The organism is Marinobacter arenosus (assembly GCF_019264345.1).
GTDB classification, from domain to species: domain Bacteria; phylum Pseudomonadota; class Gammaproteobacteria; order Pseudomonadales; family Oleiphilaceae; genus Marinobacter; species Marinobacter arenosus.
In genome coordinates, this window is the sequence record NZ_JAHVAO010000001.1 from 320,953 (window position 1) to 334,853 (window position 13,901).

The 13,901-nt window shown below is 56.4% G+C and carries 15 protein-coding genes; 9 read left to right on the forward strand and 6 right to left on the reverse strand.

The window, feature by feature from the left end; all coding sequences use genetic code 11:
- Window positions 1-17: 17 nt before the first annotated feature.
- Both dsbG and KXD86_RS01520 read left to right on the forward strand, forming a co-directional pair.
- Entirely contained in the window at window positions 18-785 is a 768-nt protein-coding gene (gene dsbG, locus KXD86_RS01515) for a thiol:disulfide interchange protein DsbG (protein WP_218634326.1), read from the forward strand.
- A 14-nt stretch (window positions 786-799) separates the two neighbouring features.
- Complete coding sequence (locus tag KXD86_RS01520; RefSeq protein ID WP_218634327.1) at window positions 800-1,738, forward strand: MBL fold metallo-hydrolase; 939 nt, start codon at window positions 800-802, stop codon at window positions 1,736-1,738.
- Window positions 1,739-1,798: 60 nt separating this feature from the next.
- On the opposite strand, the gene KXD86_RS01525 is transcribed toward KXD86_RS01520, so the two are convergent.
- Window positions 1,799-2,071 carry a YebG family protein gene (locus KXD86_RS01525; protein WP_218634328.1) on the reverse strand — a complete coding sequence of 91 codons (273 nt, stop codon included), beginning with the start codon at window positions 2,069-2,071 and terminating at the stop codon, window positions 1,799-1,801.
- Window positions 2,072-2,305: 234 nt separating this feature from the next.
- On the opposite strand from KXD86_RS01525, the gene KXD86_RS01530 reads away from it, so the two are divergent.
- The gene (locus tag KXD86_RS01530; protein ID WP_218634329.1) at window positions 2,306-3,841 is read left to right on the forward strand and encodes a CHASE domain-containing protein; all 1,536 of its coding nucleotides are present in this window, start codon (window positions 2,306-2,308) and stop codon (window positions 3,839-3,841) included.
- A 1-nt stretch (window position 3,842) separates the two neighbouring features.
- Here the strand turns inward: KXD86_RS01530 and KXD86_RS01535 are convergent, their stop codons facing one another.
- Window positions 3,843-4,811, reverse strand: a complete 969-nt coding sequence (locus tag KXD86_RS01535) for a beta-ketoacyl-ACP synthase III (protein WP_218634330.1) — start codon at window positions 4,809-4,811, stop codon at window positions 3,843-3,845.
- Window positions 4,812-4,980: 169 nt separating this feature from the next.
- Between KXD86_RS01535 and KXD86_RS01540 the strand changes: the two genes are divergently transcribed.
- Both KXD86_RS01540 and KXD86_RS01545 read left to right on the forward strand, forming a co-directional pair.
- Window positions 4,981-5,232, forward strand: coding sequence for an HP1242/YdcH family protein (locus KXD86_RS01540; RefSeq protein ID WP_218634331.1), 252 nt, complete (start codon window positions 4,981-4,983; stop codon window positions 5,230-5,232).
- A 203-nt stretch (window positions 5,233-5,435) separates the two neighbouring features.
- Window positions 5,436-5,588: a DUF1127 domain-containing protein gene (locus tag KXD86_RS01545; protein ID WP_218634332.1), complete on the forward strand. Its 153-nt coding sequence runs from the start codon at window positions 5,436-5,438 to the stop codon at window positions 5,586-5,588.
- A gap of 112 nt (window positions 5,589-5,700) precedes the next feature.
- On the opposite strand, the gene KXD86_RS01550 is transcribed toward KXD86_RS01545, so the two are convergent.
- Both KXD86_RS01550 and KXD86_RS01555 read right to left on the reverse strand, forming a co-directional pair.
- Window positions 5,701-6,501, reverse strand: a complete 801-nt coding sequence (locus KXD86_RS01550; protein ID WP_228739293.1) for a transporter — start codon at window positions 6,499-6,501, stop codon at window positions 5,701-5,703.
- A 120-nt stretch (window positions 6,502-6,621) separates the two neighbouring features.
- Window positions 6,622-7,608, reverse strand: a complete 987-nt coding sequence (locus KXD86_RS01555; RefSeq protein ID WP_218634333.1) for a peptidoglycan-binding domain-containing protein — start codon at window positions 7,606-7,608, stop codon at window positions 6,622-6,624.
- Window positions 7,609-7,732: 124 nt separating this feature from the next.
- Here KXD86_RS01555 and KXD86_RS01560 point away from each other — a divergent pair, with 124 nt between their 5' ends.
- A complete protein-coding gene (locus KXD86_RS01560) occupies window positions 7,733-8,593 on the forward strand; it encodes a bifunctional transcriptional activator/DNA repair enzyme AdaA (RefSeq protein WP_218634334.1) in 861 nt (286 codons plus the stop codon).
- A gap of 351 nt (window positions 8,594-8,944) precedes the next feature.
- Window positions 8,945-9,313, forward strand: a complete 369-nt coding sequence (locus KXD86_RS01565) for an EF-hand domain-containing protein (RefSeq protein ID WP_218634335.1) — start codon at window positions 8,945-8,947, stop codon at window positions 9,311-9,313.
- A 4-nt stretch (window positions 9,314-9,317) separates the two neighbouring features.
- On the opposite strand, the gene KXD86_RS01570 is transcribed toward KXD86_RS01565, so the two are convergent.
- Both KXD86_RS01570 and KXD86_RS01575 read right to left on the reverse strand, forming a co-directional pair.
- On the reverse strand, window positions 9,318-10,652 hold the full coding sequence (locus KXD86_RS01570; protein WP_218634336.1) for an ATP-binding protein: 1,335 nt from the start codon (window positions 10,650-10,652) through the stop codon (window positions 9,318-9,320).
- The gene (locus KXD86_RS01575) at window positions 10,639-11,304 is read right to left on the reverse strand and encodes a response regulator (RefSeq protein WP_218634337.1); all 666 of its coding nucleotides are present in this window, start codon (window positions 11,302-11,304) and stop codon (window positions 10,639-10,641) included. Before KXD86_RS01575 ends, KXD86_RS01570 begins: the two co-directional genes overlap by 14 nt.
- Window positions 11,305-11,505: 201 nt before the next feature.
- On the opposite strand from KXD86_RS01575, the gene KXD86_RS01580 reads away from it, so the two are divergent.
- On the forward strand, window positions 11,506-12,063 hold the full coding sequence (locus KXD86_RS01580; protein ID WP_218634338.1) for a cupredoxin domain-containing protein: 558 nt from the start codon (window positions 11,506-11,508) through the stop codon (window positions 12,061-12,063).
- Between the two features lie 73 nt (window positions 12,064-12,136).
- Entirely contained in the window at window positions 12,137-13,879 is a 1,743-nt protein-coding gene (locus KXD86_RS01585) for a copper resistance system multicopper oxidase (RefSeq protein WP_218634339.1), read from the forward strand.
- The last annotated feature ends 22 nt before the right edge of the window (window positions 13,880-13,901 follow it).

Here is a 13,901-nt window from a genome sequence, read left to right on the forward strand (position 1 = left end):
TGATCAGTAAAAACAATATGATAGGGAATACTCTTAAAGTCATTTTGTTCTTTCTGCCGGGGCTGGCATTCGGCCAGTACCCCGATGCGGTCCAGGTTCTGGTGGATGAGGGCCTGACCATCGACGCGCAATTTGAAGCGCCGGGGGGGCTCGCCGGTTTCGTCGGTCGCAGCAATGGTCGGGCGGTGACGTTGTATCTGATGCCAGACGGTGAGCATGTGGTGGTCGGGACAATGATGGACGGCTTCGGTCAGGATCTCAGCCAGGCGCAGATCCGCGCCTGGGCGCCCAGGATCGACTTGAATGGCGTCTGGTCACGGCTTGAGAAAGCGACGTGGGTTGCAGAGGGGCCCGCTGAGGCCGAACGGATCGTCTATGTTTTCACCGACCCGAATTGCGGGTATTGCGTTGTCTTCCGTGAAAAGGCGCAACCGTTTCTCGAGCGGGGTATTGAGCTCCGGCACATCCTGGTCGGGGTGATTCAGCCCTCAAGCCTGGCGAAATCGGCGAGCGTGATCGCCTCCCCGGAACCCGTCGAGATGCTGGATTTTCACGATGGCCAGTTTCCTCGGGATTGGCTTGTAACGCCGGCCTCAGTGCCGGAAGAGCTGAAAACAAGAGTAGAGCGGAATAACCGATTGATGGAGACGCTCTCGGTTTCCGCCACGCCCGCGGTTTTCTATAAGAACGCCGAGGGAGACGTACAGCGTATTGTAGGCCTGCCGGATGACTCGGCCTTGGCCGAGGCCGTGTTCCGCACTGTGGACCAGACGGGAGAGTTATGAGCGAGGGACGGACGATGCGATTAAACGCGGTCTTGCTGGGATTTTTGATACTGGTGACAGGGAATGTGCTGGCCGGTGAAACCGGTGTTCCAGAGCATCTCGAGTTAACCAAAGTGTCTGATCGTGTGTATTCGGCCATTGGCGCAACCGCACCGGGTACCTACGAAAATCATGGCCATAACAACAACCTCAGCTTCGTCATCACCGAGAAAGGCGTGGTGGTGATGAATGGCGGAGATAATTATCTCCTGGCCAGGGCGCTCCATCATTCCATTCGACGTGTGACAGACAAGGAGGTTGCGTACGTCGTCAATGAGAATGGGCAGGGGCATGCCATGTTGGGAAACAGTTATTGGCGCGACAAAGGCGTCCCTATCATTGCCCACGAATCGGCCATCGAGGAGTTTCGAGACCATGGCGACATCAAGCTCGCGGCCATGCAAAACCGCAACCGTGAGAAGGCTGAGGGCACCTATGTTGCGGTCCCTGATATCGGCTTCTCGGATCAGTATGTCCTGGACATGGGTGATGTAACGATCGAGCTGCGCTACTTTGGCCCCGGGCATTCGCCTGGCGACATTGCGCTCTGGATACCTGACGAGAAGCTCCTGATTACGGGCGATCTCGGATTTCATCAGCGGCTTCTGGCGGTGTTTGACGATACGGACACCGGCGCCTGGATTGAGTCTTTCGACAGGATGAGCCAGCTCAATCCCGAGCGAGTGATTCCCGGGCATGGCGAACCAGCCTCTCTGGATATAATTACAAAGGAAACAAAAGGGTATCTGGTCTTTCTGAGAAACTCGGTGATCGACATCCTTGAGCGTGGCGGAGGGCTGGACGAGGCGTATAACCTGGATCAGTCACAGTGGTCCTACCTGGATACCTTTGACGAGTTGGCCAGTAAGAATGCGGGTCGTGTCTACCAGCACCTTGAATTTGACTTCCTTTAGGGCGGGATGGTTGAGCGGATGGCAGGTTGGGGCAGGTTGCCTGCCCCGGCGATGGTCGGTTCAATCCTGTGGGGCGTTCAATAGCTCGGGTTTTTTCAAAGCCTTCTGAAACAGGTCTCGCTCTTCTGCAATCGCCATGGCGCAGAGTTCCGCCTGGTCATCGCTCAAACCCTCTACCTTACGGCTCAGAAACACCTGGATTTCTTCAGCCAGTTCCAGAACCTTGTCGCGGGCGTCGGCTTCTGCCTTCGAAGTAAAGAGCATGGTTTCAGGATGTTTCAACGCCATATCCAGGCCGTCCCTATCGGAAAAATAAACTGCTTGTACCGCCATGGTCACTCCTCGCAGTGAATGTGCGTAATGCTGTATAAAAAAACAGTGTATCGGAAGGCCCTACCTTCCCACAACAAAAATCATGATTCCGAGGGCGTTATTGCGTTACAAAAACCGTTATCTCGGCCTAGAGTATTAACGTAGGGACGAACGCATATAACGGGTTCCGAATTGTGAGGCTGTGGGTGCCATGTCTATCGAAAAACCGATGTTCGTCGATCCGGGCCTCTGGCCATGAAGCACAGTACGATGTTCGGCGCCATCATTGCGCTCGTCGTCGGCATCGGTGTCAGCATTGCTCTTGGACGAACCCTCTACGTCGAGGAGTCACGAGCGATCGAGTTGGAGTTCAGGTCCGACATTGATCAGATGTCCGCTGTGTTTGAGCGAGAGGTCTTGCTGAACCTCGAGATTCTCTACGCCTTGAAAGAGGCGGTCAGCGTATTGCCGGAAATGAACTCCGAGCGGTTTGGCACCATGACCAGGCGAATTCTGGAACGCTCTCCGGCGATCCAGGCGTTTGCCTGGGTACCGGTGGTCCGGCGAGAAGATGTGCCGGCGTTTGTTGGGGAACAGCGTAAGGAATTCGTGAATTTCATGATCCGCGAAACCTCTACCGCCGGCCTTCGGGAAGCGGGCGCCAGGGATTGGTATGTGCCGGTGCAGTTTATCGAGCCGCTTTCTGAAAACCGCGCTGCTCTGGGGTTTGATCTTGCCAGCGAACAATCCCGGTTAGCTGCGCTCCTGAAAGCGCGAGACACCGGCAACATGGCGGCCACGGCTGGAATCCGGTTGGTTCAGGAACCGGAGAACCAGAGAGGTTTTCTCGTGTTTGCGCCGCTATACCGGTCGGCACCCGACAGTCTCCATCCCGGTTCGGCCCTTCAGCACTATGGCTTCATCAATGGCGTGTTCAGGATTGGAGAATTGGTGGACCTCGCCATTGGCGATGAGTTCAGCGGCGACATTCTGTTTCAGGTGTACGACCGGTCAGGGCAGGAGAATACGTTGCTGTTCAGCTCCGGCAATCCGATGGACGAGGGCTGGGAAGCAGAAGGTCGGTATACGTCCGCTGTCTTTGATATTGGCGGGCGTGAATGGGTGGTGGAGGCTTTGCCCTCAGCGACATTTATAGGGGACAGGCGAAGCCAATTCCCGCTGTTCGTTGCGATGGCTGGTATCACTCTGGCTTGTCTGATCGTGAGCTATTTCGTCATCAGCGTTCGAAAAAATGCCGAACTGACTGAGGCGAAGACCGAGTTGGAGCGGATTTCTTTTACGGATGCGCTCACCGGACTTGCCAACCGGCGGCATTTTGACATTTATCTGGAGCGTGAGTACCGGCGTGCAATTCGGCAGGGAAGTGCGCTGTCACTGGTGATGATTGATATTGACCATTTCAAGGAATACAACGACGAGTACGGTCACCCGGCAGGCGATGCCTGCCTGAAGAAGGTGGCCGACTGTCTTCGTCAGGTGGTGCACCGTCCGGCTGACCTGGTGGCAAGGTATGGGGGGGAGGAGTTCAGTATCGTGCTTCCGAATACCGAGACCCCGAAAGAGTTTGGTGAGTTCTGCCGGCGCGCCGTCGAAGCGCTTGGCATTCCTCACAAGGCCTCAAGCGCCGCCAATGTGGTGACGATCAGCGTCGGAATTTCCACCCTGACCCCAGAGACCTGGCAACAGAACCTGACCGATTTGCTGCACCGGGCGGATGAGGCGCTCTACCAGGCCAAGGAGACAGGCCGCAATTGGGTTTGCGAGGCCTGACTCAGTAACGAATCAGCGCCGATCCCCAGGTAAACCCGCCGCCGAAGGCTTCGAGCAGCAAGACATCGTTGCGCTGGATTCGGCCATCCCGTACCGCCACATCCAGAGCAAGGGGAATGGAGGCCGCGGAAGTGTTTCCGTGCTCATTGACGGTGACCACAACCCGATCCATCGACATATTCAGCTTTTTGGCCGTCGCCGCGATGATACGCAGATTCGCCTGGTGCGGAACCAGCCAGTCGATGTCGGATTTCTGCATCTGATTGGCGTCGAGGGTTTCATCCACGATTTTGCCAAGGGTATTGACCGCGACCTTGAAGACTTCGTTGCCCTTCATCTCTACGAAGGCAAGCCCGGCTTTGACTTGATCGTAGCCGTCCGCAATACCGCACGGAACATGCAGGAGTTTTTCGTACTGACCATCGGCATGGATGTGGGTGGACAGAACGCCGGTCTCTTCATTGGCCTCAAGCACCACCGCGCCCGCGCCGTCACCGAACAACACACAGGTTCCGCGGTCCTCCCAGTTGATGATGCGGGAGAAGACCTCCGCGCCAATGACGAGGGCTTTCTTACTGCTTCCGGTTTTGATGAACTTTTCGGCAGTCGCAAGGGCGTAGACAAATCCACTGCATACAGCCTGGATATCGAAGGCGGGACAGCCATGGATGCCAAGGCGGGCCTGCAGGATGCAGGCACAACTGGGAAAGATCTTGTCCGGTGTCGAGGTGGCAAAGACGATAAGGTCGATGTCTTCGGGGACCATGCCGGCGGCTTCAATCGCCTGACGTGCGGCGGGCTCGGCCAGATCGACGGTGGTTTGGCCTTCGAGCGCGATGTGTCGTCGTTCGATACCGGTTCGCTCACGAATCCACTGGTCAGTCGTGTCGACCATCTTTTCGAGGTCTTGGTTGGTAACAATGTTCTCAGGCAGGTAAGAACCCGTGCCAGCAATTCGTGCAAACGTCATTCGTGAGAGCCCCGGGGCGTAGCTAAACTGTGTATCGTTTTCCCATGCTATACCCACATTCGATTGAGCGTTATTAGCGATTTGTCAAAGGTGCCCTGAAAATGGCAGTGTCGTCTATTATGTAGAAGTCAGTGATCCGACACTCTGCAACCAAGAGGAGAAAGCCGCGATGGGAATTTCGAATCATGAGCTCCATAGGGAGTTTCCGCAGTACAGCGATTTGATTGATGAACTGAAAAGTAATGACCCGCGATTCGGGGATCAGTTCAAGCAGTACGCAGAGTTGGATCAGGAAATAGAAGGATTGGAAAAAAGGGATTCCCCCATTGGTGACGACAAACTTCACCGAATGAAGCAGAAAAGGGCACATCTAAAGGACCAGCTTTACCAGGCACTGGTTCAGAATGGTGGTGGTGCCTGAGTTCAATACCCCCGCAACTTGCCGGGCATATTCAGGAGCCCGGCAGCAGCTCTGAAAAAAACGGAAATCGTCTGAAATGCCCCGCTGATAGGGGTTTCCAAGTATTCAGCAAACGGTGTGACGGCACTAGAATAGCAGCCTAATCAAACACGGTTCCAGGAATCGATTCCCGGACCTTTAACTGCTGAATATGGAGATAGGATATGAAACGAGCTGCTGCTATCTATCAGGGCTGGAGAATGAAGCGAAACTTTGTTCACCTGGTGATGACTATGGATCGTCGTCTTCTCAATGACGTCGGTTTTTCCCCGGACGTTGTTCACCAGAAGCTGAATACGCCTTTCTGGAAGTTCTGATGGTATTCAGGCGTGCCCGGAGTTGAAGTGTTCTGGAGGCTCAAGCCTCAGTTCGCTCCGGGCAATCCCCCTTCTGATCAAAACCTCTCCCCCCTGACGCTCCCAAGACTGCCTATTTGGGAAACAGAAAAACGACGTTAATCCGAGCGCCCCATCCATCCGGTCCACTTTCCGGACTCTGGGCGTAATAGCGCGGCCCCGCCCCGATCTGCATGATCTGTTTGCCCACGGTAAATACCTGTCCGGCGAACACCCCGACCGGGATGGTCCAGTCACTGGTTTTCCAGTTGTAGACAGAGTCTGCCGTGAGCGTAAGGCTGAACGCCTTGGGTGTTGTGTACGTGAAGAATGGTTGAACGAATGACTGACTGACATCCTCGCGGTTGTTATCGCCTGCCACGGACCAGATGTGATTGGCGAGGCCTCCAGCTGTCCAGGGCCCTGTCTGTCTCAGTGCAACAGCGGTTGGGCCTGCGCCCCATTTTTCCGTTCCCAACAGATCGTCGGTCGCAGTCGGCAGCAAGAAGACGGGCCCGGCGCCCCAAATCCAGCCATTGGCCGTGGGTTTGACTGGGGAAAAGAAGAGACTTTGCACCGTATCGCCCAGCCCGCTCTGACTGCCGGCACCCGGGAAAATATCACTTTGATCAATAACCGGCAGAATGGTCCGGCTTATAAGATTCCAGTCCTCATTGAGTGAGAAAGGGATAACCGGTTGTATGTTGAGTGTGTAGCGGTCGCCGTCCTCTCCGGGGCCAATGTTGGAATCGAAATTCGACTGGAAGGGAACCGACACCAGGCTTGCAATGGGGTTCGCCAGCTGTTTGGCTAGGGTGGAAGAGTCTTGGGCCGAGGCGAGGGAGCTGATCAGCGCAGCCGCCACGGCAGGAACAAATCGTCTGACAGGCATCATTTGAGCACATCCTCTGTGATCTCGGGACTGCTTAAGGAATAGTCAGTGTGCGCCAAGAACGCAATATTTCCTTCAATATTCTCTTGCGTGTGAGACGTTCCTGCCCCGGGCTCTTCTCGGTCAAGCCATCCAGCCAAAAAGGAAATCGAACAGGGAGCCAAAGATGGACCGATCGTCACCCGTCGCCGCAGGTCGGTGCTCCGGACTCTCCAAAACAGGGCCAGCGTTTTCTTCGGCCGGGGTATGTGCGGTCATGCCGGTGGCCGTCGGTTCACTGGGCAGCTGTGTGCTTGGATCGGATTGCTCTGTCACCTCCGCAGTCAATACCTGCACATCGTCTGTCGTGGTAGATTCTTCATTATTTTCGCTGGTTACAGCTTTAATCTCATCTGATTTCGAGATCGGCGCTTCCGGCTCTACGCGCACGGTAGCAACGGACGTCTGCTCAACCTCAGCGGTTGCCTTTACCGTCACGCCAGTGCTTGATTTAGCGGTTTCCGGTTTCTTGACGGAGACAGGTTCGGGAGCCGGTTCAGGCTTTTCGGCTACTTTTTTCGGCTCTGGCTGGTCTTCCGGTTTGGGCTGCTCTTTCGGTTCGGGAGCCGGGGGCACCGTGAATGCCTTGGCCACAATTTCTTCACGCTTGGGCGCTGGCTTGGCGGCCGGTGCGGGCCGGACTTCGGAGATCCCAAGGGCTGCGAGGGCGTCGGCTTTGCTGGCGACCGAGTTGCCGGAAATGCTGGTACCCGCTTTGTTGGCGATTCCGAGAGACGTCAGCGTGTCTGAATCCAGGTTTCCGCTGGTTCGTAAGTGGCTGGCCCGGTCCTGATACTGGCGAATGGCGTTCTTCAAGGTGGTGTCCATCCACCCGTCAGCGCGACCGATGTCGTAACCGGCGCCGTATAGGGCATTCTCTGCGGAGAAGATAACGTTTACCGTGTTTGCATGGGAGACGGTGCTGGCGGTCAATGCAAGCGAGATGACCAGAGCACGCTGGGTATTGCGGGATCTGACGACGTTCATGATGAAACCCTCCGTGGTCGCGGCTTTTTGTAGGATTGGTTGAGTATTGAACATATTTGTCCGTTGTTCCGTGCACGACCACACAGAGTTCTGATCCCGTGGAACGGTTCAGACAGTGAAAGTTCGTCGTTCACGTGCAAGAAACGGATGGCATCCGGGCACCAATTCCCGTTTCATTGCACTATCCGGTTCAACATGAGCGCAGGCCATGCCAATGCCAACTGACATCGATCGATCCGACCAGATGATCCGACTTGCCCGAACGATCGAGGAACGGGCAGAGGAACCACTGACACTGGATACTCTCGCCGGCATCGTTGGACTGTCCCCGAGCCGGTTGCAGAGGGTTTTCAAGGACGTCATCGGTGTCTCGCCAAAAGACTACCAGGAGGCCGTCCGTCTGAGGCGGCTCAAAGCATCGCTGAGGGAGGGGACACGAGTGACCGACGCCATTTTTGCGTCCGGGTATGGTTCCGTCAGTCGGGTCTATGGCGAGCAGGGCAGGAATCTTGGGATGACGCTGAAAGAGTACCAGACCGGTGCGAACGGGGAGACTATCGCCTATGCCTGTCGGCAAACCTCCCTGGGCCTCATTGCGATGGGCGCAACCCGGAAAGGGGTGTGTTTCGTTGAGTTCGGCGAGGATGCCGATTCACTGGTCGCCGCATTACGGCAGGAGTTCCCGGGCGCCAGCGTGGTTCCGTCGCCCGCGGCTGAAACGCCCGAACTTGATGACTGGATAGATGCCCTCGACCAGCACGTCAGCCAGGGAGAACCGAGCCCGGATATCCCGTTGGATATGCGTGGGACCGCCTTCCAGATTCAGGTATGGCGGTTTCTCAAGAGTATTCAGGAAGGGCAGGTACTCAGCTACGGCGATGTCGCACAGCGGATTGGCAAGCCCAAGGCCATCCGTGCCGTAGCCTCTGCTTGCGCGCGTAACCGCATCGCTCTGTTAATCCCGTGTCATCGGGTGCTGAGGGCGGATGGTCAACTCGGCGGCTATCGCTGGGGGCTTGATCGCAAACGAGCCCTGCTGAAGGTCGAACAGGAGGGGCGGTCGGAATAGTGCCAAGGGAACAGGAGTTTGTGTTTTTGGGCCAAATTACAATTTGTTGTGAGATGCCGGGCGGATTGAACTATTTTCTTAATAGCGAGCAGTGAGAGTGGTCATCTGGTATCCGCTCCTGTCAGAGAACTGCAGTCGAGTTCCGGCGGCGCCCCGCGCCCTGGAAATCAAAATTACCGAGGGCGTGCTGCCCCAGGATTCCGCCAGGCCAAAGCTGCCGTGGAAAGTCTCAGGAGCCAGGGCTTCCTGTTCTCAAAACCGATGCCGTTGCCGCAGCACCTGAAATGAGGGAGTGCCCTGGCAGCAGATACCAAGCCGGTTAGCGCCGGTATCACATCTAGGAGGGTCTCTATGCTCCGTTGGTCGACTTCAACACTCATGCTCGCCGGTTTGCTGGCGTTAAATGGTTGCGCATCGCCTGATAACGCGGACCTGGTGGTCGGCAAAGAGTTGTCTCCCGGCGCCAAGGGGCAGTTCCAGTGCGCGGATAGAAACCTTAACGACTACATCGATCAAAGCGAGCTGATCTACCTGCGTCAATGCGGAATCGGAGAGGATCTCAAATGCGGTGAGGTCCCGGAGGGTTTTGGGGAACGGCCACCGGCGGAGGATTTTGACCTTGGCTTGCGAATGCTGCAGGTCACCGATGCCGACGGCGATAACCGGATCAGCCGGTTGGAGTTCCGCGCCCACTGCAACAGTGCCGGTAAGGCCGAATAAGGGGCTAGATCCCGATATCGATCACCACCTTCAAACCGTTATTGGGCGCCGCTGAGTACCGTTTTCGGCCGCCGTATCGGTCAACAATGTCCTGGACGATGGACAGACCGAGGCCGTGCCCGGGGGTCTGCTCGTCAAGCCGCAACCCACGTTGGCCCAGTTTATCCAATTCGTCTTCATCAACACCCGGGCCGTCGTCGGTTACGACAATCCGGGCCAGGTTGTGTTCTTGCTCCAGGGTCAGCTCTACGCACTGGGTTGACCACTTACCGGCATTATCAAGCAAGTTGCCAAGGATCTCGTTGAGATCGTGCTCTTCGATCGGCCAGCGGGCCTCGTCGGTGAGCGAGGTGGAGAGCTCGAATGATTTTTCCGGGTACAAGCGTCCCAACATCCACAACAGATCCCGTGCCTGCTTGACCGGACTGGCGCTCTTGCCCACCTGCGGTCCTGCGAACCGGCTGCGCCGCATTTCCGCTTCGAGTTGCTTATCGATATCGTCGAGCCGGGCGGCCATCTGATGCCTCAGGTCATCGTCGAGCGGGCGACTGGTGTCCTCGAGGATCTGCCGGACCGCCGCGATGGGCGTTTTCACACTGTGGGACAGGTTCGCCAGCGCGTCCCGTGAGCGTTCCAGCCGTTGATCGAGGGAATCCAACAGTTGATTTAACTGCTGAACGAGGGGACGGAATTCTTCAGGGCTCTGGACATGGATTCTAGAGATTTCGCCGCCCTGGAGCCGTTTCAGGGCCGCCTGGAGCGATAACACAGGACGCATGGAGTAGCTGATGCCCAGCCAGATGACGCCAACCAGCAAGAGAATCAGAAGTACAGAGAGGATGGCGGTCCAGAGGTGAAGTTCGGCCTGACTGCTTTTCAGGGCCTCCAGATCCTCCGAGACAATCACCACAATGGGCGTTCCGTCCACGAAAAAGGACGCCCGGTAGGCAAGGATCTCCGACGGTGCATCGTCGACGACCGCGTCTTTTACCCGGATGGTTCCGGCTTGCCCGGACGCGATCAGGGGCATCAACAGGGGCGTCCAGGATTCCGGCGATACCAGGGTCTGGGTGGGCGATTGAATGGCGAACGCATGGTGAAAGACATCCTGAAAGTAGTCTCCGGTCTGGAGTGCGTCCAGGCGCCCGCTCGATTCGCGTATCTGGTGTTCGAGGAAAGCCACTTCGTCCTTGAGCCGGCTCTCGACAAATTCCCTCGACATGCGATCAAGTAGCAGGCCGTGTACCAGCCAGGCCAACCCCATCAAACCGATACCGGCCGGTAACAACAGCACGAGCAGGGCATTTTTGACCGACGCGGGCTTTTTAATCCAGGTCATTAAACAGGTATCCCTGGCCACGCCGGGTTGAGATGGTGTCGGTGCCGACGAGTTTACGAAGCCGCCTGATATAAGCCTCGATGACGTTCTCGCTGGGGTTGTCGTTCAGGTTGTAGAGCTGTTCCATCAGTTGCTCTTTTGAAAATACCTGCCCCGGCCGACTCATGAGGCACCGAAGCAGCCGGAACTCGGTGCCCGTCAGGCTGTGTTCACTGCCATCACCGACCTTCAGGCTTTGGCGGTTTTCATCCAGTTCGAACCGACCGGTTCGAACCACTGAGAAAACCCTGCCTTCGCTTCTGCGTACAATGGCGTTCAGGCGGGCAATCAACTCCTCGGTCTGGAAGGGTTTTGCCAGATAGTCGTCGGCACCGGCCTTCAACCCATTCACCTTATCCTGCCAGTCTCCCCGGGCGGTCAGGATCAGGACCGGAAACGTCACCCGGTTTAAACGCCACTTGCGGAGTACCTCGAGCCCGTTGCCATCGGGTAAGCCCAGATCCAGGACACCGACGCGGTAGTCTTCCTGTTGGCCCAGCAGATGAGCCTCTCTGGCAGTGTGGGCGGTGTCGACGCTGAAACCCGCCTTTTCCAGTTGTCTCGCCAGCCCGTCAGCCAAGAGGCGGTCGTCTTCAATGAGCAGTAAGCGCATTCGTCCGTTCCTTCGTGGATCAACAAAGCGTTGCCAGTGTCGGTAATCAACCTGAACTGTGCCTGAATGATAAATTGTTTGTCATTTTCAGTAAGGATTCAGGTTGATGCGAGATCGTGTCTACCGTTCTGTACTATTGCCTCGTCTTCAGGGCAAGGCAACTGATGTTTCGTACCGGATCAAGTCACAGGAGAAGATGGAATGAAAGTATCAAAGTTTATTGCTGCAGCAGCAGCCATGTCCATGACCGCCACGGTCTTTGCGGCTGGCAGCCACGGCGGTGGTCATGGTGGGGACATCGGTGAGCCCGGCAAGGCAGGCGATGTGTCACGGACCATCCAGGTGGAAATGCACGATAACTACTATGAGCCCGAGGCCATCGACGTTACCCCAGGTGAAACGGTTCGTTTCGTCGTCGAGAACAAGGGTAACCTTGTCCATGAATTCAACATCGGCACTCCGGACATGCACGAGGCCCATCGTGACGAAATGAAGATGATGGTTGATCACGGCGTGATTCAGGGTGGCAAGCTCGATCACGACATGATGAACATGGATATGGGCAACGGCCATTCCATGAAGCACGACGACCCCAACAGCGTGCTGGTTGAGCCGGGCGACAAAAAGGAAATCGTCTGGACCTTCAGCACCAAGACCGTCCTCGAATTCGCTTGCAACATTCCCGGTCACTACCAGTCCGGAATGTACGGTGATGTGAACTTTGAATCCGCTGCAGACACCCAGGCCAGCGCAAACTGAGCCAGACGGGAAGAGTATGAACGGAGCACCCATACGGTGCTCCGGTTTCCAGTATTTCAGGAGCAACCAAGCGATGAAAAAAGTCCTTTGGGCAGGGGCTCTCGGCCTCCTTATGCCTGTAATCGCGGCTGCCGGTGAGTACAACATCACTGTAGACCGCGTGATGATCGATACCGGTGATTTTGTCAAAGAAGGTATTGGTTACAACGGTGCCTCTCCGGGGCCGGTCCTCCGGTTCAAGGAGGGGGAGACCGCGACAATCAATGTCACCAATAATCTGGATGAGGCTACGTCCATTCACTGGCATGGACTGATTCTGCCGTTTACCCAGGACGGTGTGCCGGGCATCAGCTTTGCGGGCATCCCCGCCGGGGAAACCTTTACCTATGAGTTTCCCGTGGTTCAGAGTGGCACCTACTGGTTTCACAGCCATTCGGGCTTCCAGGAGCCGAACGGCGCCTACGGGGCGATTGTGATTGAGCCGAAAGGTCGCGAGCCGTTCCGCTATAACCGTGAGTACGTTATCCAACTGACGGATAAGCACCCCCATGATGGGGACCGGATCATGCGCAATCTCAAAATGATGCCGGACTATTACAACCGTCAGCAGCAGACGGTTGGCGATTTCTTTTCCGATATTTCCAACCATGGATTCATGGCCACCGTTCAGGATCGTCTCGCCTGGGGCGATATGCGGATGATGAAGGCGGACGTGGAAGACGTTCAGGGCTTTACGGGGTTGATCAATGGTAAAGGCCCGGACCAGAACTGGACCGGGTTGTTCGAGCCGGGCGAGCGAATTCGTCTGCGGTTTATCAATTCATCAGCCATGGCTTACTTTGATATTCGAATCCCCGGTCTGGAAATGACTGTGGTGCAGGCGGATGGCAATAACGTGCAGCCGGTAACCGTGGATGAATTCCGGATTGGCGTCGCGGAAACCTACGACGTGATCGTCCGTCCGAAGACTGCTGAGGCCTACACCATCTTTGCCGAGTCCATGGGCCGGTCCGGTTATGCTCGGGCCACCCTGGCACCGGAAGAGGGCATGGAAGCAGAGGTTCCCGAACTGCGGGATGCTCCGCTCCTGACCATGGCCGATATGGGCGGCATGCACGGAATGGACCACGGAAACATGGATATGAGCGGTTCCGGAGACATGTCCGGAATGGATCATTCGTCGATGGAGGGCATGGACCATTCAGCGATGGGCGATATGGAAGGCATGGATCACTCGGCAATGGCCGGGATGGATCACAGCGCCATGATGATGTCCGAAGGCGGCGCGAGTGACCCGTTCTATGCCGCTGGAAGCGGTCTTGTTCCGGTTGCGGCCAATGGCGGCAAGTTCCTTTCCTATTCCGATCTTAAAGCCCAGAAGCCGTTGTACGAGGAGCGTGAACCGACCCGGGAAATCGAGCTTCGCTTGACTGGAAACATGGAACGGTACACCTGGAGCATCAATGGGGTTAAGTACGAAGATGCTGAGCCACTGAGACTGCAGTATGGCGAGCGCGTCCGCTTCAAATTCGTGAACGAAACGATGATGACCCACCCGATGCACCTGCACGGCATGTGGTCGATCCTCGACGTGGGGGCGGGTGAGTGGAACCCGGTGAAGCACACGGTCAGTGTTCAGCCAGGCACAACGGTTTACATGGAAACGGAAGTGGATGCACCCGGCCAATGGGCCTTCCATTGCCACCTGTCCTATCATGCGGCCTCGGGCATGTTCCGGAAAGTTGTTGTGGAAGGCGGTCCTGACCAGGGCAACACCGCCGACATTGCTGTCAAGCAGGACGGAGGTGATGCATGAGGTCTCTGACCCTTTCTGCGCT

What these genes read in the sequence shown, in the direction of transcription:
- KXD86_RS01525 (WP_218634328.1), bottom strand. Translation starts at nt 2,071, where the DNA reads ATGGCGGTACAAGCAGTTTATTTTTCCGATAGGGACGGCCTGGATATG.
- KXD86_RS01575 (WP_218634337.1), bottom strand. Translation starts at nt 11,304, where the DNA reads ATGCGCTTACTGCTCATTGAAGACGACCGCCTCTTGGCTGACGGGCTG.
- dsbG (WP_218634326.1), top strand. Translation starts at nt 18, where the DNA reads ATGATAGGGAATACTCTTAAAGTCATTTTGTTCTTTCTGCCGGGGCTG.
- KXD86_RS01545 (WP_218634332.1), top strand. Translation starts at nt 5,436, where the DNA reads ATGAAACGAGCTGCTGCTATCTATCAGGGCTGGAGAATGAAGCGAAAC.
- KXD86_RS01565 (WP_218634335.1), top strand. Translation starts at nt 8,945, where the DNA reads ATGCTCCGTTGGTCGACTTCAACACTCATGCTCGCCGGTTTGCTGGCG.
- KXD86_RS01535 (WP_218634330.1), bottom strand. Translation starts at nt 4,811, where the DNA reads ATGACGTTTGCACGAATTGCTGGCACGGGTTCTTACCTGCCTGAGAAC.
- KXD86_RS01585 (WP_218634339.1), top strand. Translation starts at nt 12,137, where the DNA reads ATGAAAAAAGTCCTTTGGGCAGGGGCTCTCGGCCTCCTTATGCCTGTA.
- KXD86_RS01530 (WP_218634329.1), top strand. Translation starts at nt 2,306, where the DNA reads ATGAAGCACAGTACGATGTTCGGCGCCATCATTGCGCTCGTCGTCGGC.
- KXD86_RS01560 (WP_218634334.1), top strand. Translation starts at nt 7,733, where the DNA reads ATGCCAATGCCAACTGACATCGATCGATCCGACCAGATGATCCGACTT.
- KXD86_RS01540 (WP_218634331.1), top strand. Translation starts at nt 4,981, where the DNA reads ATGGGAATTTCGAATCATGAGCTCCATAGGGAGTTTCCGCAGTACAGC.
- KXD86_RS01570 (WP_218634336.1), bottom strand. Translation starts at nt 10,652, where the DNA reads ATGACCTGGATTAAAAAGCCCGCGTCGGTCAAAAATGCCCTGCTCGTG.
- KXD86_RS01520 (WP_218634327.1), top strand. Translation starts at nt 800, where the DNA reads ATGCGATTAAACGCGGTCTTGCTGGGATTTTTGATACTGGTGACAGGG.
- KXD86_RS01550 (WP_228739293.1), bottom strand. Translation starts at nt 6,501, where the DNA reads ATGATGCCTGTCAGACGATTTGTTCCTGCCGTGGCGGCTGCGCTGATC.
- KXD86_RS01580 (WP_218634338.1), top strand. Translation starts at nt 11,506, where the DNA reads ATGAAAGTATCAAAGTTTATTGCTGCAGCAGCAGCCATGTCCATGACC.